This window comes from Stenotrophomonas sp. NLF4-10, assembly GCF_022359915.1.
Taxonomy (GTDB): Bacteria; Pseudomonadota; Gammaproteobacteria; order Xanthomonadales; family Xanthomonadaceae; genus Stenotrophomonas; species Stenotrophomonas daejeonensis.
Map to the genome: position 1 here is coordinate 1,572,909 of NZ_JAKSEE010000003.1, position 25,049 is coordinate 1,597,957.

Genomic DNA, 25,049 nt, shown 5'->3' on the forward strand with positions numbered 1-25,049 from the left:
CCGGCACCTGCGAGAGCATTGCCCCCGTGGGCGAGGGTGGAACCACCGCGGAAAACAGTGTCCGGGTGATGGCCGTTCCGGATGGCTGGGAAACGCCCCGGCGGACCCCATGTCGTTTCCGACGTCCGCCGGAAACCACCGCATGATCCCCCTTTCCATCCTCGACCTAGCCCCGGTCTGCGAAGGTGCCACGCCCCGCGAGGCCTTCGCCAACATGCTCGACCTGGCCCGCCATGCCGAGCGCTGGGGCTACCGCCGCTATTGGTTGGCCGAGCACCACAACATGCCGGGCATCGCCAGCGCGGCGACCTCGGTGCTGATCGGCCACGTCGCCGGCGGCACCTCCACCATCCGCGTCGGTGCCGGCGGCATCATGCTGCCCAACCATTCGCCGCTGCAGGTGGCCGAGCAGTTCGGCACGCTGGCCTCGCTGTACCCGGGGCGCATCGACCTCGGCCTGGGCCGGGCGCCGGGCACCGACCAGCCCACCGCGCGGGCCCTGCGCCGCTATTTCGACAGCGCCGACCAGTTCCCGCAGGATGTGGCCGAACTGCTGCACTACTTCGAGCCGGCGCAGCCAGGGCAGGGTGTGCAGGCGGTGCCGGGGGCGGGTGTCGAGGTGCCGGTGTGGCTGCTCGGCTCCAGCCTGTTCAGCGCGCGCCTGTCGGCGACGATGGGCCTGCCGTTCGCATTCGCCTCGCATTTCGCCCCGGATGCGATGGACGAGGCGGTGGCGCTGTATCGCCGTGATTTCCGCCCCTCGGCGCGTTTGGCCGAGCCCTGGGTGATCCTCGCGCTGAACGTGGTGGCCAGCGAATCGGAAGCGCAGTCGCGGCGGCTGTTCACCACCCAGCAGCAGAGCTTCGTGAACCTGCGGCGCGGCCGGCCGGGGCGCATCCCGGCGCCGGTGGACGACATCGAGGCGTTCTGGGAGCCGCACGAGAAGGCCAGCGTGGAGCGGGCGCTGGCCTGCACCGTGCTGGGCGATGCGGCGCAGGTCGGCGAGGGGCTGGCGGCATTTGCCGCGCGCCACCGCCCGGACGAGATGATGATCACCGCCAACGTCTTCGATCACGCCGCGCGGCTGCGTTCCTTCGAGCTGGCGATGCGGGCGTGGCAGTCGCGGCACTGACGACGGCTGGCTGAACCGCGGCCCGGCCGCGCTGGCGGCTGCCGCGGAAAACCCGGATAATCTCGCAAAGCCGGTGGGGTGACCCCGCCGGCTTTTTCCGTGTCCGGGCCCTGCCTGCGCCGGCCGCCCCCCGATGGGGCCGCCAACCGCGCCGGCTCCGCCCCGGCCACGGTCTACCCATCCGCGGCCCCGATGGCCGCAGCCAAACAGGAGTCACCCGTCATGGGTCAATCAGTTGTTGTTCTCGGCGCCCAGTGGGGCGATGAAGGCAAGGGCAAGATCGTCGATCTGCTGACCGAAGAAATCGGTGCGGTCGTGCGTTTCCAGGGCGGCCACAACGCCGGCCACACCCTGGTCATCAACGGCAAGAAGACCGTGCTGCACCTGATCCCGTCCGGCATCCTGCGCGACGGCGCGCTGTGCCTGATCGGCAATGGCGTGGTGATTTCCCCGGCCGCGCTGCGCAAGGAGATCGAGGAACTGGAAACGGCCGGCGTGGAAGTGCGCTCGCGCCTGAAGATCTCCCCGGCCGCGCCGCTGATCATGCCGTACCACATCGCCCTGGACCAGGCGCGCGAGAAGGCGGCCGGCGGCAAGGCCATCGGCACCACCGGACGCGGCATCGGCCCGGCCTACGAGGACAAGGTGGCGCGCCGCGGCATCCGCATCGCCGACCTGCACTACCCCGAACAGCTGGCCGAGAAGCTGCACGCCGCGCTGGATTATCACAACTTCGTGCTGACCAAGTACCTGGGCGTGGAGCCGGTGGATTTCGACGCCGTCTACGCCGAGGCGCTGGCGTTCGGCGAATACGTCGAGCCGATGAAGTCGGACGTGGCCGGCATCTGCCACGAGCTGCGCAAGCAGGGCAAGCGCGTGCTGTTCGAGGGCGCGCAGGGCGCGCTGCTGGACATCGACCATGGCACCTACCCGTACGTCACCAGTTCCAACACCACCATCGGCGGCGCATTGGCCGGCGCCGGCGTCGGCGCCGATTCGATCGACTACGTGCTGGGCATCGCCAAGGCCTATGCCACCCGCGTCGGCGGCGGCCCGTTCCCGACCGAACTGGACGACGAGATCGGCCAGGGCATCCGCGACCGCGGCGCCGAATACGGCGCCTCGACCGGCCGCCCGCGCCGCTGCGGCTGGATGGACATCGTCGCGCTCAAGAGCGCGGTGGCCATCAACGGCATCTCCGGCCTGTGCATCACCAAGCTCGACGTGCTCGATGGCATGGAGAAGCTCAAGGTCTGCATCGCCTACGAATACCGCGGCAAGCGCACCGAGTACGCGCCGCTGGACGCGCAGGGCTGGGAGGAATGCACCCCGGTGTACCTGGAGTTCCCGGGCTGGAGCGAGAACACCCACGGCATCACCGAGTGGGAACAGCTGCCGCCGGCCGCCCGCGCCTACCTGCGCGCGCTGGAGGAACTGGCCGGCTGCCCGGTCAGCATCGTCTCCACCGGCCCGGACCGCGACCACACCATGATCCTGCAGGACCCGTGGGGCTGAGCCTCGCCGGCGAAGTGGCATGAGGAAAGGCCCTGCACTTGCGGGGCCTTTTCGTATCTGGGCTTCTCGATGCAGCCATGGTTTGGCCGTGCATGGAGGGCTGCAGCCAGTCCCGGTGATCCGATGTCAGTCATTGCCTCGGGGTGGTTGAGGTGGCCGCCCCCGGCCTTCAGTGTTTCCCGCTGTCGGGCGACTTGCGGCCGCTGCCGGATTTCTTGCCGCCGCCATCCTGCTTGTTGACCGTGGCCCAGGCGATCCGCTCGGCGGCTTCATGGCTACGGCCATGCTCCAGTTCGCTTTTCTCGATATGCCGGGCCTGCCGCTTCTGCTTGTCGGTATAGCTGGACTTGTCGCCTCGGGTCATGTCGCTTCTCCCGTGATTGGATTGCCGGCAGGTATAGGCCGGACAGGTAGAGCGGGGCGTGAAGCAAGCGTTGGCAATCCGCTATTCGTTGCCTTTGGCAGGTCCGGGAGAGTGGGGCGGCTGGCTAGAATGCGGCCGTTGCGATGCTGCCGGATTCCTGCCGATGCGAATCGACCCTGCCGAAATCGAAGCCCTGTTCGATGCTATTCCCAGCGTGCTGTTCTTTGCCAAGGACAACGAAGGGCGTTACACCCACGTCAACAAGACGATGATGCAGCGGCTTGGCGTGCGGTCGCGCGGAGAGGTGATCGGCAGGCGTGCCGATGAGCTGTACCCGGCCGGCATGAGCGAGGCGTACGTCGCGCAGGACCAGCGCGTGCTGGCTGGCGAGGTGGTCGAGAACGTCATGGAACTGCAGCTGTTTGCCAACCGCCGGCCGGGTTGGTGCCTGACCTGCAAGCGCCCGATCGTCGAGAATGGCAAGGTGGTGGGCCTGATCGGCATTTCCCGCGACCTGGGGCAACGCGGTGGGCTGGAGTCGCAGTACGAGCCGCTGCGGTTGGCCTTGGACTACCTCAGCACGCACTACGCCGAGAGCGTGCGCATGCAGACCCTGCTGGACATCACCGGGTTCTCGCTGTCCAAGCTGGAGCGGAGCTTCCGCAAGGTGTTCCAGATGACCCCCCAGCAGGTGCTCACCCGGCTGCGCATCCAGATCGCGCTGCACCTGCTGCATGGCGAGGACAGCGTGGCCAGCATCGGCCAGGCCTGCGGGTTCAGCGACCAGAGCGCGTTCACCCGCAAGTTCAAGGCCGAGGTGGGCATGGCGCCGCGCCAATACCGGGCGTTGATCGCGGCCAAGGGGCGGTTGGATGATACGTCTGTTGGCTGAAAAGGATGTGGTCTGCCGTACCCCGGTTGGACATGATTTCGGATAACTTGAAGATGGTCGACAAGATCTAGGACTACGCCGACAAGTACATCGCACCGACCTCGCGCCGCGATGCCGAGACGATGATCGCCGGCATCCAGACCAAGCTGAAGCTGCGCGCCGAGCGCAAGCCGCAGATCGATGCCTGGTTGAAGCAGCACGGGTACTGATGCAGTTGCAGGCAGGCCGCCGCAAAGGTTTCCGCGGTGGCCTGCCTGCTTCGTGCCAGCAGGCGATTGCGATGCGGGGGATGCGTGTCGCAATCGGCCTTCTCTGATGGGCATCTAGGGTTTCGTCACGAAGCGATCATCGTCGATGCAGGACGAGGGCCGGTTCGGCGGGCACGGCCACAATGAGGCGGGGACGGTGGCGCGGGTTTCGAAATGGTCGCCGTTCCACAGCAGGAAGTTGGCGTGGGCCAGGTAGCCGCCGTCGTAGGTGTGCGCATCTTCGGGCAGGGGATTTTCCGGGTCGGATTCGACGATCCAGCGCGCCACCGGCACCAAATCCAGCCGCGAATCGTCCAGAAACGGCCAGCTTGCGCCCGATTGCCTGTAGCGTTCCGTCGTCCTTTCCCCCAGCACCTGTTCCGGGGGCATCAGTTGCGCGGTCACGTCCTCGATGGGCTGGCCGGCGGCCTTGCGGTAGGCACGCAGGCCGCTGCCTATCCATGCATTGGGGTACCCGAGGCAGATGTCCTGGGCGCTGCCTTCGGGCAACTGGATAGGGCTGTCCTTCAGCAGTTCGCAGCCGAGCTGGGTTTGTATCAAATAGCCGGTAATGGCCAGGTTTTCCGATTCGAAGGTGCGAATCCACATGGATGATCCCACAGGTGCGACCATGCTGATGCGGCGATCGGGGCGCCCGGTGATGCGGGGAATCAGCATCATGCCGCCGATGGCTTGCCGCACCGTGTATTGCCATATATCCGGTGTGGCGCGGAAATCGGCGGGTGGCAGGGACAGGACAAGGTCCTCGATGTCTTTTGGCAAACCCTTGAGGGCGATGCGTGTCTCGGGCATGGACACACCCAGCGAGGTCACCCCGGGCAAGGGAGGCGTGCCGGCGGCGGCAATGGGGGCGGGAAGGGGGGCGGGAAGGGGGCGTGTGGCGGCAGTGGTGGTTCCGCTGTCGGCGGGCGTCCCCATGTCGGGGGAAGACGCACAAGCGCCCAACGAAAGCAGCAGGGCGGGAATGCCGGCAATGCGGCGCGGGAAGATGTGCTTCATGGGTCAACGGCCTCCAAGGTGTGGCGCGTGCAGTTGCCGGGGCGGTTCGGGCGCGGTGGCCGGGGGCTGCATGGCCTGTTCCTGCAAGCGTTGCAGGCTGGTGTCGATCGACGTCCCGGCCAGTTCGGCGGCGGAAACTGCAACCCGCAGGGCGGCGGGATCGCCCACGCGGCCCTGCACCAGGAACAGCGTCTCGCCCGCGGCGCGGGTGGCGGTGGCGTTGCTGACCACGATCTGGTCCACGCGGGTGACATTCGCTGCCTTGGCTTCGTGCAGCAGGCCCAGGCCATAGGCTTCGGCGCGCTCGGCATGCAGGCCGCCCATCGCTTGCAGGCGGGCGTCGATTTGCCGCAACAGCGCATGGTCGGGATGCTGCGGCAGCCGTGGGTCGTTGGCCGGGTGCAGCGGGGTGCGGTTATCGAGGTCGCGCGCCAGGGTTTGCCCCGGCGCCACCGAGGTCAGCACGTATTGCCAGCGGGTTTGTCCGGGCGTGCCGCGCACGGTTTCGACGAAGCTGTCGTATTCGCCGCCGCCGATGGTCTGGCAGCCGGCGGAATCGGTGTTGTGGTCGCTGCCGCGGTGGATCTTGAAGGTGTTGTTGAGGTTCTGCATGCCCTGCACGTCGCGCGAATCGAACCAGCCGTCGCCATTGCTGTCGCGCTCCACGCGGTTGGCGCCGGCCGTTATCGCCGCCGGGCTGGGGCGCAGTGCGAATTCATCGGGAAGGCGGTTGCGTGGATGCGTGGTCGCCAGCATTTCGGTGGTGCCATCGGCCAGGCGCCCCAGGTCGCGCACGCCATCGCCGTTCACGTCGCTGCCTTCGGTCTTCGGGCGGGTGACGACGTCCTCGAAGCCGGGGCTGCGCACCGCGGTCTTGGCATGGCCATCGTATTGCGCGGTGGGCTCGGTGCTGGCCTTGTGGAATTCGCGGGCATGGCGCTCGCCGTTCGCATCGGTCCACAGCACCACGATGCGGTCGTCATAGACCCCGTTGCCTTCGGCATTGCGGGCGTTGCCCCGCGATGTACCTTGTATGGTGCGGTTTTCCTGACGCAATCCCAGGATCACACGATCCTGTCCTGCCAGCGCGCTACGCGCGGAATCATTGCCGAGAGTGGCAATGATGCTGGCATAGACGTCATGCAACTGCGCTTGCGTCAGATCCTTGGTTTCCTCTGCCTCCCGAAACCGAGGCGGAAGCCCCGCACGCGCCAACCGGTCCAGCATGGGCTGCACGCTGGCGGCATCGGCGACGGGAACGGCACCGGGTTGGCGCAAGGCGGCAAGTTGCGCTTGCGCGCGTGCCGCGACGAAACGGTCCAGCGCCTCGCGGATGACCGGTGGCTGGCCTTGGCGCAGTGTTTCCAGATGGGCAGCGGCATCGCGTGCGCGGCCTTGCTGCAAGAGGGTGGCGACTTCATCGGCCGAAGCGCGGATGGCGAACTCTGGCATGTCTCTGGTCCTTGAGAAAGATGGTGGAGCAATCCGGATCCCCCGGCGCTTTATGCCACAAATCGCAAGGGGACATGCCCCAGCCGATTTCAGCGGCGATAACTTGCGGGCTCCTCCTGCATGCTGCTGCCATGTGGGGTGACGATGCGCGGGCGCAGCCATGCGGCGAAGGCGGCTTCGTCGAGGCTGCCTTCGGCAAGGCCGAGGTACGGTGGGTACAGGTCGAGGTCGTCCGCTTCCAGCATGGCATCGTTGAGCAGGATGAACACTTCGCAGGCCACGGCGGCGGTGCGCTTGTTGCCATCGACGAACGGGTGGTTGCGGGCCAGACCGAAGGCTAGGCTGGCTGCAAGGTCGGCCAGGTCCGGTGGTGGGTCGCCACAGGCGTAACGCTGCTGGGGGCGGGTGAGGGCGGATTCGAGCAATGCTTCGTCGCGCATGCCACTGCCGCCGCCATGTTCGGCCAGTTGGCGATCATGGATGGCCAAAGCCAGAGCACGGCCGATCCAGACGATCATCGCCGGCCTCCTATTGCGCAAGTTTGTGCAGGAGCGTGCGGCGCTTGCGCATTACTTCCTCGGCCACTTCCATCTGCGCGGCCAAGGTGGGGTCGTACGTGGTCAGGCGGATGCCGTCGGGCGTTTCCAGCGCATACAGCTCGTCGCCCTTGTCCACGCGCAGGCGAGCCAGCAGATCCTTGGGCAGGATGACGCCGGACGAATTGCCGATGCTGGTGATCTTGAGCTTCATGATGGGCTCTGGAATGTGGTTATAACGAAAGTTATCACATTGAGAGGGGCAGCAATCCGATCGGGTGATGCCTCTGGCCGTCACCGCTGGCCCGGTAACGAAAACGGCCCGCATGGCGGGCCGTTTCCTTTTCCATCAAGCGTGGTGGTGCAGTCAGCCTTCCACGTCATCCATGTACGCATCCACCGGGATGCAGGCGCACATGATGTTCTTGTCGCCGTACACGTTGTCCACGCGCGCCACCGGCGGCCAGTACTTGCCCAGCTTCAGCGACGGCAGCGGGAAGGCGGCCAGTTCGCGCGGATAGCCGTGCGCCCACTCGCTGGCCGATACCTGCGCGGCGGTGTGCGGGGCGTGCTTGAGCGGGTTGTCCTCGCGGTCCAGCTTGCCGTCCTCGATGGCCTGGATTTCGCTGCGGATCTGGATCATCGCATCGATGAAGCGGTCCAGTTCGTGCTGCGATTCGCTCTCGGTCGGCTCGACCATCAGCGTGCCGGCGACCGGGAAACTCAGGGTCGGGGCATGGAAGCCGAAGTCGATCAGGCGCTTGGCCACGTCCTCGGCGCCAATGCCGGTGGCCTTCTCCAGCGGGCGCACGTCGAGGATGCACTCGTGCGCCACCAGCCCGTTGCGGCCGGTATAGAGCGTCTTGTAGTGCGGGGCCAGGCGCCTGGCGATGTAGTTGGCGTTGAGCAGGGCGACCTGGGTGGCCTTGCGCAGGCCGGCCGCGCCCATCAGCGCGATGTACATCCAGCTGATCGGCAGGATCGAGGCGCTGCCGAAGGTGGCCGCGCTGACCATCGCGCCGTTGCCGGTGCCTTCCGTGCGCACGCCATCCTTGCCCAGCGCGCCGGGCAGGAACGGTGCCAGGTGCGATTTCACCGCGCACGGGCCGACGCCTGGGCCGCCGCCACCGTGCGGGATGCAGAAGGTCTTGTGCAGGTTCAGGTGCGAGACGTCCGAACCCCACTTGCCCGGCTTGGCGACGCCGACCAGTGCGTTCATGTTGGCGCCGTCGGTATAGACCTGCCCGCCGTGCTGGTGGACGATCTCGCAGATCTCGACCACGTCCTCCTCGAACACGCCGTGGGTGGACGGGTAGGTCATCATGATCGCGGCCAGGTTGGCCGAGTGCTTCTCGGCTTGCACGCGGATGTCGGCGACATCGACGTTGCCGTTGGCGTCGCACTTGGTCACCACCACCTTCATGCCGCACATCTGCGCGCTGGCCGGGTTGGTGCCGTGCGCGGACTCGGGGATCAGGCAGATGTTGCGATGGCTCTCGCCGCGCGAGGCGTGCCAGGCGCGGATCGCCAGCAGGCCGGCGTATTCGCCCTGCGCGCCGGAGTTGGGCTGCAGGCTCACCGCGTCGTAGCCGGTGGCCTCCACCAGCATCGCTTCCAGCCCGCCGATCAGCTCCTTGTAGCCCTGCGTCTGCCCGGCCGGGGCGAACGGATGGATGTTGGAAAACTCCGGCCACGTCACCGGGATCATCTCGGCGGTGGCATTGAGCTTCATCGTGCACGAGCCCAGCGGGATCATCGTGCGGTCCATCGCCAGGTCCTTGTCGGCCAGCATGCGCAGGTAGCGCAGCAGTTCGTGCTCGCTGTGGTGGGTGTTGAACACCGGGTGGGTCAGGAACGCGCTGGTGCGTTCCAGTCCGGCCGGGATCAGCGACGGCGCGCTGGCGTCCAGCGCATCGATGGATGGCAGGGTGGCATCATCGCCGCCGAAGATGCGCCACAGCAGCTCGACGTCGGCACGGGTGGTGGTTTCGTCCAGCGAGATGCAGATGTATTCGTCCCATGCCTTGCGCAGGTTGGCGCCCAAAGACACCGCGCGCGCCATCAGCGCGTCGGTGCGCTCGCCGGTCTTCAGGCTCAGGGTGTCGAACGCGCTGGCGTGGTGGAACTGGTCATGGCCCATCTGCTGCAGGCCGGCCTTGAGGATGGCGGTCAGGCGCGCGACGCGGCGGGCGATGCGGGTCAGCCCCTCCGGGCCGTGGTAGACGGCGTACATCGAGGCCATCACCGCCAGCAGCACCTGCGCGGTGCAGATGTTGGAGGTGGCCTTCTCGCGGCGGATGTGCTGCTCGCGGGTCTGCAGGGTCAGGCGGTAGGCGGGGTTGCCTTCGGTGTCGATCGACACGCCGATCAGGCGGCCCGGCATGCTGCGCTTGTAGGCGTCGCGGCAGGCCATGAACGCGGCATGCGGGCCGCCGAAGCCGAACGGCACGCCGAAGCGCTGGCTGTTGCCGATGACGATGTCCGCACCCATCTCGCCGGGCGACTTCAGCAGGGTCAGCGCCAGCAGGTCGGTGGCGACGACGAACAGCGCGTTGTGGGCGTGGATCGCCTCGGCGTCCTTCTCCCAGTCGGCCAGCCAGCCGCTGGAGGCCGGGTACTGCGCCAGCACGCCGAAGAAATCGCCCTTGGCCAGCGCGGCGTTCCACTCTTCCTCGGAGTTGGCCAGCGCGACGTCGATGCCCAGTGGCTCGGCGCGGGTGCGCAGCAGTTCCAGCGTCTGCGGGTGGGTGTCGCCGCTGGCGAGGAAGGTGTTGGACTTCGACTTGGCCGAGCGCTTGGCCAGGGTCATCGCCTCGGCGGCAGCGGTGGCTTCGTCCAGCAGCGAGGCGTTGGCGATCTCCATGCCGGTCAGGTCGGCGACCATCTGCTGGAAGTTGATCAGCGCTTCCATGCGGCCCTGCGAGATCTCCGCCTGATACGGCGTATAGGCGGTGTACCACGCCGGGTTCTCGAGGATGTTGCGCAGGATGACGTTCGGCGTATGCGTGCCGTAATAGCCTTGGCCGATGAAGCTGCGCAGCACCTTGTTCCTGCCGGCGATGGCGCGGATCTTTTCCAGCGCCTGCACTTCGGTCAGCGACTCGGGCAGGGCCAGCGGATTGCCGGACTTGATCGAGCCGGGGACGATGGCGTCGGTCAACGCATCGAGCGAATCGTGGCCGAGCACGCGCAGCATCTGCGCGATTTCGGCATCGTTGGGGCCGATGTGGCGGTCGACGAAGGCGGAGGCGTGTTCGAGGTCGCGCAGCGAGGGCGTGTTCTGGGGCATGGCGGACGTCCGGAAGAAGGCGTGCGGGGCAGGGGCGGCGGACACGCGGCCTTCCGGCGGTGGTCGCGCGCAGGCGACGCCACGGCCGGCAAGCCGGCGGCTCGCCTCGTGCCCCTCTGTCCTTTTGCCTGAGAGTTTGGAAGCGGCGCGACCGGATCGCGCGCTTCGTGCACCTTCGGCGCCGGATTGAACCGGTCTCTCCAGAGTTTTGTTGCAGGTGGTATCGGGCCTGAGCGATTGCGGGCGTTTGCGCCTTCGGCAGCGGGGTGAGCCGCTTCTCCCACCGTGTAGCGCGGCGATTATAGCGGTTGCCCCGGGCCGCTGGTGCGGCGGATGCGACTGAACGGGCACCGCCCCGGGTTCCATCTCCATGCCATGTGCATGGCGCCGGCACCGCCGGGCGCCTATCATGCCCGACCCCTCCATTTTCGATGGCGTCGCCCGTGCCGGGCTGGCGCCCGCCGTGCGTCCCCCACGCACGCCACCGCTGGACGCCCGATGACCGCCGCCGCCCCGCCTTCCACCCGCCGCCTGGCCCTGCTGCTCGCCGGGCTGTCGATGTTCGGCCCGTTCTCCATCGACACCATCTTCCCGGCCTTCCCGCTGCTGGCGCGGGAGCTGGCGGTGGACGAGGTGGCAGTGCAGCAGACCATCAGCGTCTACCTGCTGTTCTACGGGCTGATGAGCGTGGCACACGGGCCACTGTCCGACGCGCTCGGGCGCAAGCGGGTGATCCTGGCGGGGCTGGTGGTGTTCGTGGCCGCGTCGGTCGGCTGCGCGCTGGCGTCCGACCTGCCGACGCTGCTGCTGTTCCGTGCCCTGCAGGGCATTTCCGCCGGTGTCGGCATGATCGTCGGCCGTGCGGTGATCCGCGACCTGTACCACGGCGCCGACGCGCAGCGGCTGATGAGCCAGGTGTCGATGATCTTCGGCATCGCCCCGGCCATCGCCCCGATCATCGGCGGCTGGATACTGCTGGGCGGCGGCGACTGGCCGCTGATCTTCTGGTTCCTGGTGGCGTTCGCGGTGCTGCTGCTCACCGCCACCGCGCGCTGGCTGCCGGAAACGCACCCGCCGCAGGCACGCATGCCGCTGTCGCCGCGCAGCCTGCTGCGCGACTACCTGCGCATCGGCCTCAACCCGCGCTTCCTGCGGCTGGCGCTGGCCGGCAGCGTCAACTTCGGCGGCATCTTCCTGTACATCGCCTCGGCCCCGGTGTTCGTGATGCAGCACCTGCGGCTGGGCCAGGGCGGGTTCGCGTGGCTGTTCATCCCCACCATCGGCGGCATGACCACCGGCGCGTTCCTGTCCGGGCGCATGGCCGGGCACACCCCGCCGGTGCGGCAGGTCGGCATCGGTTTCGCCTGCTGCGCGCTCTCGGCGCTGCTGAACATCGGCTACGTGGCAGCGGCGCCGCAGCTCGAACTGCCGTGGGCGGTGCTGCCGATCTTCATTGGCGGGCTGGGCACGGCGCTGATCTTCCCGATCCTCGCGCTGGCGGTGCTGGACATGTACCCGCAGCAACGCGGGCTGGCGTCCTCGTTGCAGGCCTTCGTGCAACTGATGATCAGCACCGTGGTGGCCGGCGTGGTCTCGCCGCTGCTCAGCGGCCGGCCGCTGCACCTGGCGCTGGGCATGGCCGCCTTCATGCTGCTGGGCTTTGTGTTCTGGTATTGGGAACATCGCCGCCATGCCGCATAGCTGCGGGGCTTGCCCCGCGGGTTTCTCCCTCGAACAACACAGGCAACCACCATGTCGATCCAATCCAAGGGCCGCCGCGAGGCGAAAAAGAAGCAGGCCGAGCGCGAGCGCAACCAGGCCGCCGCGAACCCGCCGGCGACGGCCGCGGTGGAGCCGCATGCCGAGCTGCGCGACCAGCAGCGCACCCTGCTGGCGGGCATCGTCCGCCGCGATGGCGAGTGGGTGCTGGGCATGGACGGCAGGATCGCCGGCGAAACCAGCAGCGCCGCGCGCGTGCTGGCGTTGATCATGCAGGCCGCCGAGCTGCACGAGCGCGGCGGCACGCCGGTGCGGCTGATGTATTCGGACGCGCTCAAGGACGCCGCGCATGCCGAGGCGCAGGCGGCCGGCAAGGATTTCGAGCAGTTCAAGCGGGAGCTGGCCAGTGAGTTGAAGGCCGGTAACGCCTGAGCCGTCGTGCGTTTGGCAGCGGGCGCACGGTATCCTGCGCCATCGGATCGGATGTTTGTCTAGAGGTCACACATGGCGCGAGCCAGGCACGGCTGCCTGCTGGTATTGACGGTATTGCTGCTGCTGGCCGGCATCGCGGCCGGCGCCGGCGCGTGGTTCTACCAGCGGCAGACGGCGTTTGCCGATACGCCGCTCACCGCCGAGGCCGGGAGCGTGGTGGTCGCCCGTGGCGATGGCTTCAACGCCGTGCTGCGCAAGCTGCGCGAAGCCGGCGTGGACGAAGGCCGGGACTACCAGTGGAAACTGCTGGCGCGCCAGCTCGACGCCGCCGGCAAGATCAAGGCCGGCGAGTATGCGCTGGACACCCACCTCTCCCCGCGCGGGCTGCTGCTGAACATGCGCCAGGGCAAGGTGCTGCAGTACCGCGTCACCCTGGTCGAGGGCTGGAACATCCGCCAGTTGCGCGCCGCGCTTGGCCGCGCGCAGCCGCTGCTGCACGAAACCGAACGGATGGGCGATGCCGAGTTGATGGCGGCGCTGGGTTTTCCCGACCAGCATCCGGAAGGCCGCTTCCTGCCGGAAACCTATGTCTACCAGCGCGGCGACAGCGACCTGGACGTGCTCAAGCGCGCCCATGCCGCACTGGAAAAGGCGTTGGCCGAGGCCTGGGCCGCGCGCAGCGACGACCTGCCGCTGGCCTCGCCCGGCGAACTGCTGATCCTGGCCTCGATCATCGAGAAGGAAACCGGCCTGGCCAGCGAGCGGCCGCAGATCGCCGGCGTGTTCGCGCGGCGCCTGAAGCTGGGCATGCGCCTGCAGACCGACCCGACCGTCATCTACGGCATCGGCAGCAGCTATGACGGCAACATCCGCAAGACCCACCTGACCACCGACACGCCGTACAACACCTACACCCGCGCCGGCCTGCCGCCCACGCCCATCGCCATGCCCGGCAAGGACGCCCTGCGCGCCGCCGCGCAGCCGGCGGCGGGCGATGCGCTGTATTTCGTCGCGGTGGGCGACGGCAGCGGCGCGCACGTGTTCTCGGCCAGCTATGCCGAGCACAATGCCGCCGTCGCCCGCTACCTGCAGCGACTGCGCGAGAACCGCAACCGGGCGGTGCAGCAGTGAGCGGGCAGGGCATGGACAAGGGTTTCGCCCCCTGGCAGCTGCGCGCCTTCGAGCAGACGGTGGCGGCGCTGGATGCCGGTCGCCTCGGCCACGGCCTGCTGCTGTGCGGCCCGGCCGGCATGGGCCAGCGCGCCGTGGCGCTGGCGCTGGCCGCGCACGTGCTGGACCGTGACATGGACGCCGCCGGCCGCGCCCGCAACGCGCAGCTGATCGCCGCCGGTACCCACCCCGACCTGCAGCTGGTGTCCTTCATCCCCAACAAGAGCGGCGACAAGCTGCGCACCGAGATCGTCATCGAGCAGGTGCGCGAGATCTCGCAGAAGCTGGCGCTGACCCCGCAATACGGTGCCGCGCAGGTGGTCATCGTCGACCCGGCCGACGCCATCAATCGCGCCGCCTGCAACGCATTGCTCAAGACGCTGGAGGAGCCGGCCCCAGGCCGCTACCTGTGGCTGATCAGCGCCGACCCGGCACGGCTGCCGCAGACCATCCGCAGCCGCTGCCAGCGCCTGGAGTTCCGCCTGCCGCCGCGCGAGGAAGCGCTGGCGTGGCTGCGGCAGCGTGGCCACGACGACGGCATCGCCCGCGAAGCGCTGGATGCCACCCGCGGCCACCCGGTGCTGGCCGACCAGTGGCTGCAGGGCGAAGGCATGGCGCTGCGCCGGCAGGTGGCCGACGAACTGGAACGGCTCGCCGCCGGCAAGCTCGGCTGCGTCGAACTTGCACAACGCTGGACCGGCGACGAACACGCCGAGCTGCGCCTGCGCCACGCCGCCGACCTGGCCCTGCGCAAGGCCGGCGACGGCTTGACCGATCCGACCCGATTGCACAAGCTGGCCGCCTGGTTCGATGCCGCCAACCGCACACGCGACCTGCTGCGCACCACGGTGCGCGCCGACCTGGCCGTGGTGGAGCTGCTGTTGGCATGGGGTGCGGCCAATCCGCAACAAAAGGGGAATATCCGATGAGTGCGATCAACGCCCGCCAGGGCATCCTGTCCCTGGCGGTCAAGGACAAGGCTGCGCTGTACAGCGCCTACATGCCGTTCGTGAAGAACGGCGGCGTGTTCGTGCCCACGCCCAAGCGCTATTTCCTGGGCGACGAGGTGTTCCTGCTGCTGACCCTGCCCGATTCCAGCGAACGCCTGCCGGTGGCCGGCAAGGTCATCTGGGTGACGCCGCTGGGCGCGCAGGGCAACCGCCAGGCCGGCATCGGCGTGCAACTGGCCGACGGCGCCGACGGCGAGTCGATCCGCAACCGCATCGAGACCCTGCTGGCCGGCACCACGAGCTCGGACAAGCCCACCCAGACCATGTGATGGGCGCGGCGGAAAAAATCGCATCCATCCGTTGACGCCGTCGCCGTTCTCCCTATAATGGGCGGCTCGCAGCACGGGCGGTTAGCTCAGCGGTAGAGCATTGCCTTCACACGGCAAGGGTCGCAGGTTCGAACCCTGCACCGCCCACCAAGCGAACGACAAAAACCCCTGATTTTTCAGGGGTTTTTTGTTGCCCTGACTTCGGGTCCGGGTATGTAGGAGGGTCGAAAACCTTCCGTTCAAAAATCGAGCTGCCACTTTTTTGCCACGTGATTCCCCCCGTGTGACCTTCGCTTACAAGGGCTTACATTGGATTTGGCACGGATGTGCCACGGTGCTTGCAAGTGAGTGGTGGGTGCGTGGGATGTGCCTGTGGTTCGGTGGGACAGCGTTGAGCCGTCTCCCAAGCCCAGGGAGACAGCAGGTTCAATCATGTACAGGCTTGCCCGCCCGGCGGCCCATGCGTGCGGCTGCATGGGGACATGCCTGCGCCAACCGAGATGCGTGGTTGCAGCACGAAATCGCTTGATCGCTGTGTGGGCATTTGCAATGCTCTCCCTGCCCAGCCGTGGCTGTCTGGGCACCTTGCCCGCTTGGCGGCTCTCTTCTATTGAGAGTCAGCCGTGGAAGCCACCACTACCGATAGCACCAACACCCTCCTGCTGTACCTGTTGCAGGGGTACGGCCCTGCGATGTCTTTGGGGGATATCGCCGATAGCCTGAAAATTTCCCGTGCAGCGCTTCACCAACGCTGTTTCCGGGCCGATGCTGAAGGGCGCTGCTATCTGCCTGTTGAAGGACGACTGGATCGCAGCCATTGGGCGACGGCATCCATCGCGCGGTGGATGAGCGTGCCACCACTCGCCGTTGCGCCGGTTTCGGCAGGTGCCTCAGTTCAAGTGCGGCGAGGGCCGGGCCGTCCCAGAAAGAAGCCATGAGGGGCAACGCTGAGGAATGCGATGGCCTGTGCCATGCGTTTTCCAAAGATACTGGACGATAGAGAGGCAGGGGACACGACGGGCGGTTGCATGGATGGCGCTGAGAGTGGGCCGTGCGATTTGCTTCATGCGCAGGCGATGGGTGATGCCTCTCCGGCTTGGTGCTTGGAATGGAGCGGTGTGGCTGCCTGTCTTGGCTGCGGCCTCGAAGTCACTTGTTGCTTCTTCGTTTGTTAGTAAAGTTACTAAAAATGTATGATGCGCCGTCTCAGGTCATGCGCCGACCTGCCCCGAGACTGCCTTCATGCCGTTGTCCTACCCCAACTCTCGCAGCCCTTGTTGCCGCCTTGCGGAGGTGGCCTGATGGGTGCGGTCTTGGCGCTGGAGGCTCTGGTCCACACTGGTCGGGTCTGGCGTGGCCAGCCGGCGGGTGTGCTGGACGTTGCGCCCCAGCCCACCGGCCACGACGAACTGGATGCAGTGCTGCCGGCGCGTGGCTGGCCGGCCCATGCGCTGTCGGAAATCCTGCTGCCGGCCGATGGGATGGGCGAGGTGTCGCTGGTCTGGCCGACGCTGGCCCGACTGACCAAGGCTGGGTCGCGGGTGGTGCTGGTCGCGCCGCCGTATCGTCCGCATGCACCAGCTTGGGCGCGGGCTGGTGTGGATCTGCGTCAGGTGCAGGTTGTCCATGCAACACCACGCGAAGCCCTGTGGGCCACCGAGCAGTGCTTGCGCTCGGCGGCCTGTGGCGCGGTGCTGGGCTGGCCGACCAAAGCCGACGACCGGACGCTGCGACGCTTGCAGGTCGCTGCCGAAACCGGCCAATGCCTCGGCTTCGCATTCCGCGATGCTCGCCACGCAGACAACCCATCGCCGGCCGCGCTGCGGCTGTTGGTCAGCCCTGGCCAGATTCGGGTGCTCAAGTGCCGTGGCGGCAATCCGCCGGTTCGCCCGCTGCCCTTCGCTGCGACTTCGTGAATCACCATGCGTTGGGCCTGTCTGCTTCTGCCGCATTTGGCGATGGACGCCGCCATCCGGCAACTGTCGGAACCGGACGTGCCACTGGTGCTGGTCAGCGGCCCGGTGCAGCGCCGGGTACTGCATGCAGTTGCACCTGCCGCGCACCTCTTGGGCCTGCGGCGCGGCATGCGCCTGTCGGCCGCCCAAGCCCTCACTTCGGACTTCATCGCCCAGAGCCATGATCCTCGGTTGGATCAGCAGGCTTTCACCTTGCTGGCGACATGGGCCTACAACTTCAGTTCGCAGGTCTGCATCGACTTCGACCATGCGCTGGTGCTGGAGATCGGCGCCAGCCGCGCCCTGTTCGGACAATGGCCCGATGTGGAACGACGTCTGCGCAGCGAGCTGACCGCCCTGGGTTTCCGCCACCGGCTGGTCGCTGCACCCAATCCCCACGCCGCCTACGTGCTGGCCCGTAACCACGATGGGTTGGGCGTGGATGAAGGACGACTGCAAACCGTATTGGGCCAAGTGCCTATCGAGCGCAGCGGCCTGCCCAAAACCGCAGTCGATACCTTGTCGCGCTCGGGCCTGCGTACCCTGCGGCCAGTGTTCGCGCTGGCCCGCGAGAGTCTGGTGCGGCGCTTTCTGCCAGAGGTGCTGACGCATCTGGATGCCATCCGAGGCCGGGAGGTGGCGCCGCTGACGTACTTCCAGCCACCAGACCGCTTCACTGCACGCATCGAGTTCGAGTACGAAGTCGAATCCAGCACCGCCTTGCTGTTCCCATTGCGCCGGCTGACCAGTGATCTGGCCGCCTTCCTGTCCAGTCGCGACGGCGGCGTGCAGCGCTTCGTGCTGAAGTTCGAGCACGAACACCACCCGGACAGCGAATTGGTGGTGGGTCTGCTGACAGCCGAGCGCGATGCAGCCGTGCTGTTCGATCTGGCCCGCAGTCGGCTGGATCACCTGCAACTGCCGACTGGAACACGCGGCATGTCACTGGTGGCGGAAGAGCTGCCGCCGTTCGTGCCGGTGGCGCGAGACCTGTTTGACACCCGGCCACAGCAGGCCGTGGGCTGGGAACAACTGCGCGAACGGTTACGCGCCCGCTTGGGTGATGACGCCGTCCAGCGGTTGAGTGTGCAGGCCGACCATCGCCCCGAGCGGGCCTCCGGCGCTTTGCCTGCTTCAACGCTGCCCCCACAATTACCCCTGCGGCCTGCCTGGCTTTTGCCGCAACCGACCCCCCTGCGCGGCTTCGGCATGCAGGTGTTGTCCGGGCCGGAGCGCATCGAAACCGGCTGGTGGGACGGCGAACCGGTGCGCCGTGACTACTACGTCCTCCAGACCCGGGAGGGTCAACGCGCCTGGGCCTTCACCGCACCGGGCGAGCATGGTCCATTCATGCTGCACGGGTGGTTCGCATGAACGCACCGGCCTACGCGGAACTGCACTGCCTGTCGGCTTTCTCCTTCCAGCGCGGAGCCTCGACGGCAAAGGAATTGTTCGAGCGGGCCAAGGAACAGGGCTATATCGCACTGGCCATCACTGACGAATGCTCGCTGGCTGGCATCGTGCGTGCCCACGAGGCCGCCAAGGAATCCGACGTGGCGCTGATCGTCGGTGCGGAGATACAGATCGAAGACGGGCCGAAGCTCGTCCTGTTGTGCGAAACCCTGGTCGGCTACCAGACCCTGTGCCAACTGATCACCGTGGCCCGGCGGCGGGCAAAGAAGGGGCAATACCGATGCCTGCGTGCGGACTTTCCTGACGAGGCGATCGGACTTTGCTGCCTGCTATGCCCGAAAATCCCGACACCTGATTCGGACGTCGGCTGGTTGAAACGGGTTTTCCCGGAACGTCTCTGGCTGGCGCTGGAACTGCATCGGGGGCCGGACGACGAACAACACCAGAGTAACGTCCAGCAGAAAGCCACCCGTCACGGTTTGCCGATGGTAGCCGCCGGCGACGTACACATGCACGTGCGCCGCCGCCGCGCATTGCAGGACACCCTGACCGCCATTCGTCACCACTGCACCGTGGCCGAGGCCGGCTGGCGACTGTTCCCCAATGGCGAACGCCATCTGCGCACCCAGCAAGCGTTGGCGGCGATCTACCCGGCCGAGGCAATGGCCGAGAGTGTGCGTATCGCCGAACGCTGCCGCTTCAGCCTCGACGAACTGCGTTACACCTATCCGCACGAGTTGGTGCCACAAGGCCACACGCCAACTAGTTGGCTGCGGCAACTGGTCGAAGAAGGGGCCACTTGGCGTTGGCCTGAGGGTGTGCCGGACAAAGCCCACGCCCAGATCGAACACGAGCTGCGGCTGATCGCCGATCTGAACTACGAGTCCTATTTCCTTACCGTCCACGACCTGGTGCGGTTCGCGCGCAGCCGCGGCATCCTCTGCCAAGGGCGCGGCTCGGCGGCCAACTCCATCGTCTGTTTCGCGCTGGGTGTGACCGAGATCGACCCGGCGCGGATGACCTTGCTGTTCGAGCGCTTCATCTCGCGCGAGCGCAACGAACCGCCGGACATCGACATCGACTTCGAGCACGAGCGGCGCGAGGAAGTGCTGCAATACGTATTCACCCGTTATGGGCGGGACCGTGCCGCACTGACGGCGGTGGCGATCAGCTATCGCGGGCGCAGCGCCATTCGCGACGTGGCCCGGGCGCTGGGGCTTCCCTCCGATCAGATCGACGAACTGGCCCGGACATTGGATCGCTGGAGTGGGGATACGCCGCTACCCGGTACGCTGCGCGAGCGGGGCTTCAACCCGGAAGCACCGGTCATGCGCCAGCTGCTGGCACTGACGAGTGAGTTGGTCGACTTCCCCCGGCACCTGTCCCAGCACCCGGGCGGCTTCGTGATCTCCGAATATCCGCTGCATACGCTGGTGCCGGTGGAGAACGCGGCGATGGACGGGCGCACCGTTATCCAGTGGGACAAGGACGATCTGGATACGCTCGGGCTGATGAAGGTTGATTGTCTGGCGCTGGGGATGCTCACCGCCGTGCGCAAATGCTTGGACATGCTTCGCGCCACCGGCCGGCATGACCTGACAATGGCCACGATTCCGGCCGATGACACGGCCACCTACAACATGATCGGCAAGGCCGACACCGTGGGTGTGTTCCAGATTGAGTCGCGGGCGCAGATGGCGATGCTGCCGCGGCTACGGCCGAAGAATTTCTATGACCTGGTGATCGAGGTGGCGATCGTGCGCCCCGGGCCGATTCAGGGCGACATGGTTCATCCCTACCTGCGCCGTCGCAATGGCGAGGAGCCGGTTGAATATCCCGATCAACTGCATCAGGTGTTCGAGCGCACGCTGGGCGTGCCGCTATTCCAGGAGCAGGTGATGCAATTGGCCGTAGCCGCTGCCGGCTTCACACCAGGCGAGGCCGATGCGCTGCGTCGTTCAATGGCGGCGTGGAAGCGACGCGGTGGACTGGAGCCGTATCAGGCCAAGTTGACCCAAGGCATGCTCGACCGCGGCTACAGCCGCGAATACGCCGATCAGTTGTTCCACCAGATCAAGGGCTTCGGTGACTACGGTTTTCCCGAGAGCCATGCGGCCAGCTTCGCACTGGTCACCTATGCCAGTTGCTGGCTCAAGTGCCACGAACCCGCGGCGTTTGCCGCCAGCCTGATCAACAGCCAGCCGATGGGCTTCTACACCCCAGACCAGATCCTTCAGGATGCGCGCCGCCACGGCATCAAGGTGCGGCCGGTGGACGTGCGTTACAGCCAGTGGGATTGCACGTTGGAGTTTGCCCGCGATGACGTATCGGAAAACCCCGAAATCCGTCTCGGATTTCGGATGATCGACAGCTTCCAGCCGGTCGTCGCCGAGCGATTGGAGCAGCAGCGCGAGCGTCGTGCCTTCACCGACGTGGCCGACCTCAGTAATCGTGTCCAACTGGATTCCCGCCATCTGGCATTGCTCGCCGATACTGGTGCACTGAAAGGGCTAGCCGGACACCGCCATCGCGCGCGCTGGCAGGCATCGGGCGTGGAGAAATCATTGCCGTTGTTCGATGGCCTGCCGGGAACGAGCGAGCCGACGCCTGCATTGCCGGTGCCGACCCCGTGGCAAGACATGCAGGCCGACTACGCGACTACCCAGACCACGCTGGGCAAGCACCCGTTGGCTTTCCTTCGCCGGCAACTGGAAGCGCGCCGCTACCTGCGCTCGACACAATTGGAAAAGCTCCCGCACAACCGTCGCGTGCGCCACGCCGGCATCGTGCGGATGCGGCAGTCACCGGGCACCGCCAGCGGCGTCACCTTCGTGACGCTGGAGGACGAGGATGGCATGGTCAATGCCGTGGTCTGGCAGCATGTGATGCAGCGATACCGGCGTACCCTGGTCGAGAGCCAATTACTGGGCCTCGAAGGGCGGTGGGAGCGGGTGGATGGCGTAGCCCACCTGATCGTTGAGCGCATGGCCAAACTCGATGAACTGCTCGGTGGCGTAGAGGCGAGGAGCCGGGATTTCAGGTAGGTGATGGATGACTGTTGCTGGAGCGAAATGGCTGCTTCCGACCCTAAGCAGCCGTTCGGCAGCGGTGTGCCAAAACCGGCCAGTCGCCCCGGCGCGAAGCCGTCGGGCAGAAATGCAAAGGGCGGCGGATCCGGCCTAAGACTCCGCGAGAGCCGCGATCGGCGTCAGAGCCCCGCTGAGGATGCTCGGATCAGCAGCTATTCGAAACTCTGCTCGCCTTCCCGATCGCGCTTGCTCTCATGTTCGATCCAGCGTTCCAGTTCGGGCAGCATGTCGGTGACCCATTGCCGAACCTCGCCTCCGACATTGTCACCCAGCGTTGTGATAGCTGCGCGACGCTGAACCAGGATATCGGCGAGCGAGCCACTCCAGCTGCGCGGATGCAGCCGCGACCAGATATCACCGAGAAACGCCCGCTTGTCTCGCGCGTGGCCCAATATTTCCAGGAAAAGCGTGGAGACACCATTCTCCTCTTCGCCCTGCCGCCGCTTGAACATGGAGATGCTTTTGCCAAGCAGCGGATAGCGCCGATCCGGATCGATATTCGCCCATTGAACAAGGGTCTCGGCGCCGACATCTTCCACCAGCGTGCCAGACCCGAAGTCCCCCTCAAACAGTCCACGATTCCTCGGCCGGAGCTCAGGAAGCAGGAATTCGTCGAGAGCGATGAGGGGATGCGTTTCGAAGAGCGCCTTCAAGACATAACCAAGATCGTAGGACGAGAGATAGACGATCTCCAGCCCAGCCCGGACCCGCGCGCAGATCTCGCGCAGCGTCGCCGCACCATCAGGTCCGGCGCAGCAGACCCGAATGACGGTATGCAGCCCGAAATCGCGAAGCGACTGCTTCTTCCCGAAGTCGGCGCGCAGCAGCAGCTCACGGCCGACGGCAATCAAGGATGGAGCGCGTTGTCGGCCCTCCTCCCGATCGCGGTAGAAGTGCATGTGAAGGATATCGAGCGCGATCTCCACGCCGTCAGCGAGACTGGCGATGTCGGTGAGCAGCGGGCCAAGCGTCGGGTGGAGACTCGCCGACGCTGCCATTGGCGATGCTGTGAAAAGTCCGCGCCGACAGGACGCCACGTTCAATCGCACGCCGAAGCCGCGCAATGCCCTGGGTATCGATAGCAACACGCGCCTGAAGATAGGGCAAGCTCGCGGCGAGATCGGGATTCTCGATCACATCCTCCAGCGCGGCGTCGGCGAAGGCCGAATCCCTGGCGTGTGCGCCATGGATGAACCCGCCCAGCACCGTCGCATTCCGGCTGTCCACATCGGCGGCAGAAAAGAGACCCAGCAGTTCCCGCCATATCGCATCAAGATCGGCGGCGCCATCCGACAGGCCGATGCCGCACTCGTAGGCGCGCTGCGGATGTTGTTCGACGAGCAGTTCGGCGATGAAGGCAGCGCGCGTCTCCGGGTCGTGCGCGAGCGCGGTTCCGATCTCCTTCGCGAGCTGGGAGGCGCGCTCATACGGCTTCATGACATCGCCGTCGTCGGCATCACCGTCAGCGACATCCCAACCGAAACTGCTGCGCCCCAGTACCACCGCACGGGCCTGATGGAGAAGATCGGTGGGTTTTAGGCGGTCGATGAGCGCGGTGAGACGCGCGCGCACCTCATCAGGCATAGCGTCGCCCTCGAAACGCAGCGCTGTGCGGAAGCCGATCCACCCCTCGATCCAGGGCCGCTCGGAAGAGAAGTGGGTCGCCGCCCGTTCGAGCGCATCGTGACAGGCGCCGAAATGCCACAGCTCCCTTACGCTATGGGCAAGGTGGTCCCGGGCGTTTTCGATGATTGGCGACAGCTCGACCGCCAAGTCGACCGCGCCGTTGTACCAGGCCCAGATGTCGCCATAGGTCGGCGGGTGCCAGCCATAGTCGCGTGACCGGGCGCCGAAGTCGAAATCGCTGGATGAACTGAAATAGTGCGCCTTCAGCAGCGCATCGAGAGCGACGCCGGCGCAGCGCATCAAAGCCGGATCACCAGATTGCGCGAACCGGCGCACAAGCGATCGCCGCTGGTCCGGCAAAGCCTTGGTGCCGGACAGGTGCAGGTGAAACAGCTCGGCGAACATGTCCGATGCCGAGTTGTTGTTGTGATTGGGCGGTTCGGCGGAAAGGAACCGGGCAAGCAATGTCGCCGCGCGGTCGAATAGCGGTGGATCGTAAGCGAGGAGCTTGATCAACCGTATCCACTGCCATCGGTCGCTCGACTGCGGATCGAGTATCTTGGCGCCGCGCGGCCCGGCCACGTCTCGCTCGATCCTTGCGAGCACGGCATCGGGCGCGACCGGAGCGATATTCGTGATGATCTGGAGGCCGTCTTCGCCCAACGCCGTGAGATCGCCAAGAAGACCGTCGGCACCGAGCCAGCGCTCGACCGCGGCCCGTGCCTCGGCGCTGTCGTGCAGATAGCCGAGGCGGCGCGAAAGGGACTTCTGCATCCGCGCCGTGAGCGACGCGCAGAAGCGATCGAAATCGGCCGGGGGCATGCGTTCGAGGGCGAACCCGGCGAGCGGGTTGGCGATCGCGTGCGGCAGGATCGCGCGCCACCGTCCGCGCAGCTGCGCGATCCCGCGCTGACGAAGCGTGTTCAGCGCCGCATATATCGTCGCCACGGAAGCGCCGCGAATAGCAGCAACCCGCGCAAGTTCGCCGCTTTCCGACGTGTCTTCGCCATCGATCGAATAGAGCAGCGCAAGGTCTTCGGCGGCGGAAAGGAGATCCCGGTCGGGCTCGTTGCGCTGGTGAAAAATCCGCTCGAAGAGGTCACGGCTCTTGAGCTTTCCCAGGGTCTCGCCTTTCCCGAGGGTTTCGGCGAGGGCGCGCGCCACGCGGAAATTGCCGTCGCTGAACTCCGATATCGTGCGCCGGTCCACCTGCGTCACATTGGGGAAGGTCTTTTCCAGCCACAGTTCCACCATTTCGGGCGATGCTGATTGCAGGCGAAAGACCTCGGTACGCTCGGGCTCATCGTCGCGAACATCATATTCGACCGTGAGGAGGCTGACCTGGCTCCCCGCTTCCGAACAGATGCGGGCAAGTTCGCTGTGCGTCGCCGGATTGCAGTTATCGACGATCAGGATCGCACGTTGCCGTGCGATAACTAGCTGGCGCGCCATGTCCCGGGCGGTCGGGTCAGTCTCGACCGAATAGTCGGTATAAACGGCAAGCCCCGGGTCCAGCGGCGCCTCGCCGACACCATCCTCGAACAGTGCCTGCACGAGACGAGTCTTTCCGAGACCGGACAAGCCGATCAACCGGATACATTGGCGAGCTTTGGTCAGAGAGACGCGAAGCCGGGCGATACCCTCGCCGATGGTGAGTTGCTCGCGATCGCTCGTTCGCTCATCAGTTAGGCAAGCCTTGTCATTGAAGAGATAGGGCGTCTCCTCGCTCACGCCGACGCCGCACCAATCGCCGATGCTGCTCCAGCCCGACATACCGATGCCGAGCCGCATGCGGACCCAGGCAGCAATCCCGGGATAGTGATTGACCCATGTAGCCAGCCGGTCGCGATCGTAGAAGTCGCTATGCAACTGCCCGGCCTCAGGCAGATCGTCGAGCTGCGCGCGGATCGCATCGCGA

Annotated in this window: 18 protein-coding genes, 1 tRNA gene, 1 pseudogene and 1 riboswitch; of the genes and pseudogenes, 12 read left to right on the top strand and 8 right to left on the bottom strand. The window is 66.4% G+C overall.

Annotation, left to right across the window (positions count from 1 at the left end):
• Positions 1-142: 142 nt before the first annotated feature.
• On the top strand, positions 143-1,132 hold the full coding sequence (locus tag MIC98_RS07475) for an LLM class flavin-dependent oxidoreductase (RefSeq protein WP_239736687.1): 990 nt from the start codon (positions 143-145) through the stop codon (positions 1,130-1,132).
• Between the two features lie 222 nt (positions 1,133-1,354).
• Complete coding sequence (locus MIC98_RS07480) at positions 1,355-2,647, top strand: adenylosuccinate synthase (RefSeq protein ID WP_239736688.1); 1,293 nt, start codon at positions 1,355-1,357, stop codon at positions 2,645-2,647.
• A 196-nt stretch (positions 2,648-2,843) separates the two neighbouring features.
• On the opposite strand, the pseudogene MIC98_RS07485 reads toward MIC98_RS07480, so the two are convergent.
• A pseudogene (locus tag MIC98_RS07485) lies at positions 2,844-3,011 on the bottom strand (HupB); the annotation flags it as partial.
• 163 nt (positions 3,012-3,174) lie between these two features.
• On the opposite strand from MIC98_RS07485, the gene MIC98_RS07490 reads away from it, so the two are divergent.
• On the top strand, positions 3,175-3,903 hold the full coding sequence (locus tag MIC98_RS07490; protein ID WP_239736689.1) for an AraC family transcriptional regulator: 729 nt from the start codon (positions 3,175-3,177) through the stop codon (positions 3,901-3,903).
• 323 nt (positions 3,904-4,226) lie between these two features.
• Here MIC98_RS07490 and MIC98_RS07495 read toward each other — a convergent pair whose 3' ends face one another.
• The 5 genes from MIC98_RS07495 to gcvP all read right to left on the bottom strand — a co-directional run bounded on the left by MIC98_RS07495 (position 4,227) and on the right by gcvP (position 10,448).
• Positions 4,227-5,171 (bottom strand): hypothetical protein, encoded by a 945-nt coding sequence (locus MIC98_RS07495; RefSeq protein ID WP_239736690.1) that lies wholly within the window; start codon positions 5,169-5,171, stop codon positions 4,227-4,229.
• A 3-nt stretch (positions 5,172-5,174) separates the two neighbouring features.
• Positions 5,175-6,623: an XVIPCD domain-containing protein gene (locus tag MIC98_RS07500; RefSeq protein WP_239736691.1), complete on the bottom strand. Its 1,449-nt coding sequence runs from the start codon at positions 6,621-6,623 to the stop codon at positions 5,175-5,177.
• A gap of 89 nt (positions 6,624-6,712) precedes the next feature.
• Entirely contained in the window at positions 6,713-7,141 is a 429-nt protein-coding gene (locus MIC98_RS07505; RefSeq protein WP_239736692.1) for a type II toxin-antitoxin system death-on-curing family toxin, read from the bottom strand.
• 10 nt (positions 7,142-7,151) lie between these two features.
• Positions 7,152-7,373: an AbrB/MazE/SpoVT family DNA-binding domain-containing protein gene (locus MIC98_RS07510; RefSeq protein WP_057639319.1), complete on the bottom strand. Its 222-nt coding sequence runs from the start codon at positions 7,371-7,373 to the stop codon at positions 7,152-7,154.
• A 153-nt stretch (positions 7,374-7,526) separates the two neighbouring features.
• Positions 7,527-10,448 (bottom strand): aminomethyl-transferring glycine dehydrogenase, encoded by a 2,922-nt coding sequence (gcvP, locus tag MIC98_RS07515; protein ID WP_239736693.1) that lies wholly within the window; start codon positions 10,446-10,448, stop codon positions 7,527-7,529.
• Between the two features lie 106 nt (positions 10,449-10,554).
• A riboswitch (glycine riboswitch) is annotated at positions 10,555-10,662 on the bottom strand.
• A 284-nt stretch (positions 10,663-10,946) separates the two neighbouring features.
• Here gcvP and MIC98_RS07520 point away from each other — a divergent pair.
• The 9 genes from MIC98_RS07520 to MIC98_RS07560 all read left to right on the top strand — a co-directional run bounded on the left by MIC98_RS07520 (position 10,947) and on the right by MIC98_RS07560 (position 21,460).
• Positions 10,947-12,149 (top strand): multidrug effflux MFS transporter, encoded by a 1,203-nt coding sequence (locus MIC98_RS07520; RefSeq protein ID WP_239736694.1) that lies wholly within the window; start codon positions 10,947-10,949, stop codon positions 12,147-12,149.
• A 51-nt stretch (positions 12,150-12,200) separates the two neighbouring features.
• Complete coding sequence (locus MIC98_RS07525; protein ID WP_239736695.1) at positions 12,201-12,599, top strand: hypothetical protein; 399 nt, start codon at positions 12,201-12,203, stop codon at positions 12,597-12,599.
• Positions 12,600-12,671: 72 nt separating this feature from the next.
• Positions 12,672-13,730, top strand: a complete 1,059-nt coding sequence (gene mltG, locus MIC98_RS07530; protein ID WP_239736696.1) for an endolytic transglycosylase MltG — start codon at positions 12,672-12,674, stop codon at positions 13,728-13,730.
• An 11-nt stretch (positions 13,731-13,741) separates the two neighbouring features.
• Positions 13,742-14,698 carry a DNA polymerase III subunit delta' gene (locus MIC98_RS07535; protein ID WP_239736697.1) on the top strand — a complete coding sequence of 319 codons (957 nt, stop codon included), beginning with the start codon at positions 13,742-13,744 and terminating at the stop codon, positions 14,696-14,698.
• The gene (locus MIC98_RS07540; protein ID WP_057639325.1) at positions 14,695-15,048 is read left to right on the top strand and encodes a PilZ domain-containing protein; all 354 of its coding nucleotides are present in this window, start codon (positions 14,695-14,697) and stop codon (positions 15,046-15,048) included. The genes MIC98_RS07535 and MIC98_RS07540 overlap by 4 nt, the downstream gene beginning before the upstream one ends.
• Before the next feature lie 75 nt (positions 15,049-15,123).
• Positions 15,124-15,198 (top strand) — tRNA-Val (locus MIC98_RS07545).
• 1,151 nt (positions 15,199-16,349) lie between these two features.
• Complete coding sequence (gene imuA, locus MIC98_RS07550; protein ID WP_239736698.1) at positions 16,350-16,964, top strand: translesion DNA synthesis-associated protein ImuA; 615 nt, start codon at positions 16,350-16,352, stop codon at positions 16,962-16,964.
• A gap of 6 nt (positions 16,965-16,970) precedes the next feature.
• On the top strand, positions 16,971-18,377 hold the full coding sequence (locus MIC98_RS07555; RefSeq protein ID WP_239736699.1) for a DNA polymerase Y family protein: 1,407 nt from the start codon (positions 16,971-16,973) through the stop codon (positions 18,375-18,377).
• Positions 18,374-21,460 (top strand): error-prone DNA polymerase, encoded by a 3,087-nt coding sequence (locus tag MIC98_RS07560; protein ID WP_239736700.1) that lies wholly within the window; start codon positions 18,374-18,376, stop codon positions 21,458-21,460. The genes MIC98_RS07555 and MIC98_RS07560 overlap by 4 nt, the downstream gene beginning before the upstream one ends.
• A gap of 197 nt (positions 21,461-21,657) precedes the next feature.
• Here MIC98_RS07560 and MIC98_RS07565 read toward each other — a convergent pair whose 3' ends face one another.
• On the bottom strand, positions 21,658-22,503 hold the full coding sequence (locus tag MIC98_RS07565; RefSeq protein WP_239736701.1) for a hypothetical protein: 846 nt from the start codon (positions 22,501-22,503) through the stop codon (positions 21,658-21,660).
• Positions 22,436-25,000: a hypothetical protein gene (locus MIC98_RS07570; RefSeq protein WP_239736702.1), complete on the bottom strand. Its 2,565-nt coding sequence runs from the start codon at positions 24,998-25,000 to the stop codon at positions 22,436-22,438. Before MIC98_RS07570 ends, MIC98_RS07565 begins: the two co-directional genes overlap by 68 nt.
• Positions 25,001-25,049 lie beyond the last annotated feature (49 nt).

Coding starts and splice junctions, on each gene's coding strand:
- MIC98_RS07510 (WP_057639319.1), bottom strand. CDS start 7,373: ATGAAGCTCAAGATCACCAGCATCGGCAATTCGTCCGGCGTCATCCTG.
- MIC98_RS07490 (WP_239736689.1), top strand. CDS start 3,175: ATGCGAATCGACCCTGCCGAAATCGAAGCCCTGTTCGATGCTATTCCC.
- MIC98_RS07565 (WP_239736701.1), bottom strand. CDS start 22,503: ATGGCAGCGTCGGCGAGTCTCCACCCGACGCTTGGCCCGCTGCTCACC.
- MIC98_RS07505 (WP_239736692.1), bottom strand. CDS start 7,141: ATGATCGTCTGGATCGGCCGTGCTCTGGCTTTGGCCATCCATGATCGC.
- MIC98_RS07540 (WP_057639325.1), top strand. CDS start 14,695: ATGAGTGCGATCAACGCCCGCCAGGGCATCCTGTCCCTGGCGGTCAAG.
- gcvP (WP_239736693.1), bottom strand. CDS start 10,448: ATGCCCCAGAACACGCCCTCGCTGCGCGACCTCGAACACGCCTCCGCC.
- imuA (WP_239736698.1), top strand. CDS start 16,350: ATGGGTGCGGTCTTGGCGCTGGAGGCTCTGGTCCACACTGGTCGGGTC.
- MIC98_RS07495 (WP_239736690.1), bottom strand. CDS start 5,171: ATGAAGCACATCTTCCCGCGCCGCATTGCCGGCATTCCCGCCCTGCTG.
- MIC98_RS07525 (WP_239736695.1), top strand. CDS start 12,201: ATGTCGATCCAATCCAAGGGCCGCCGCGAGGCGAAAAAGAAGCAGGCC.
- mltG (WP_239736696.1), top strand. CDS start 12,672: ATGGCGCGAGCCAGGCACGGCTGCCTGCTGGTATTGACGGTATTGCTG.
- MIC98_RS07520 (WP_239736694.1), top strand. CDS start 10,947: ATGACCGCCGCCGCCCCGCCTTCCACCCGCCGCCTGGCCCTGCTGCTC.
- MIC98_RS07480 (WP_239736688.1), top strand. CDS start 1,355: ATGGGTCAATCAGTTGTTGTTCTCGGCGCCCAGTGGGGCGATGAAGGC.
- MIC98_RS07500 (WP_239736691.1), bottom strand. CDS start 6,623: ATGCCAGAGTTCGCCATCCGCGCTTCGGCCGATGAAGTCGCCACCCTC.
- MIC98_RS07560 (WP_239736700.1), top strand. CDS start 18,374: ATGAACGCACCGGCCTACGCGGAACTGCACTGCCTGTCGGCTTTCTCC.
- MIC98_RS07475 (WP_239736687.1), top strand. CDS start 143: ATGATCCCCCTTTCCATCCTCGACCTAGCCCCGGTCTGCGAAGGTGCC.
- MIC98_RS07555 (WP_239736699.1), top strand. CDS start 16,971: ATGCGTTGGGCCTGTCTGCTTCTGCCGCATTTGGCGATGGACGCCGCC.
- MIC98_RS07535 (WP_239736697.1), top strand. CDS start 13,742: ATGGACAAGGGTTTCGCCCCCTGGCAGCTGCGCGCCTTCGAGCAGACG.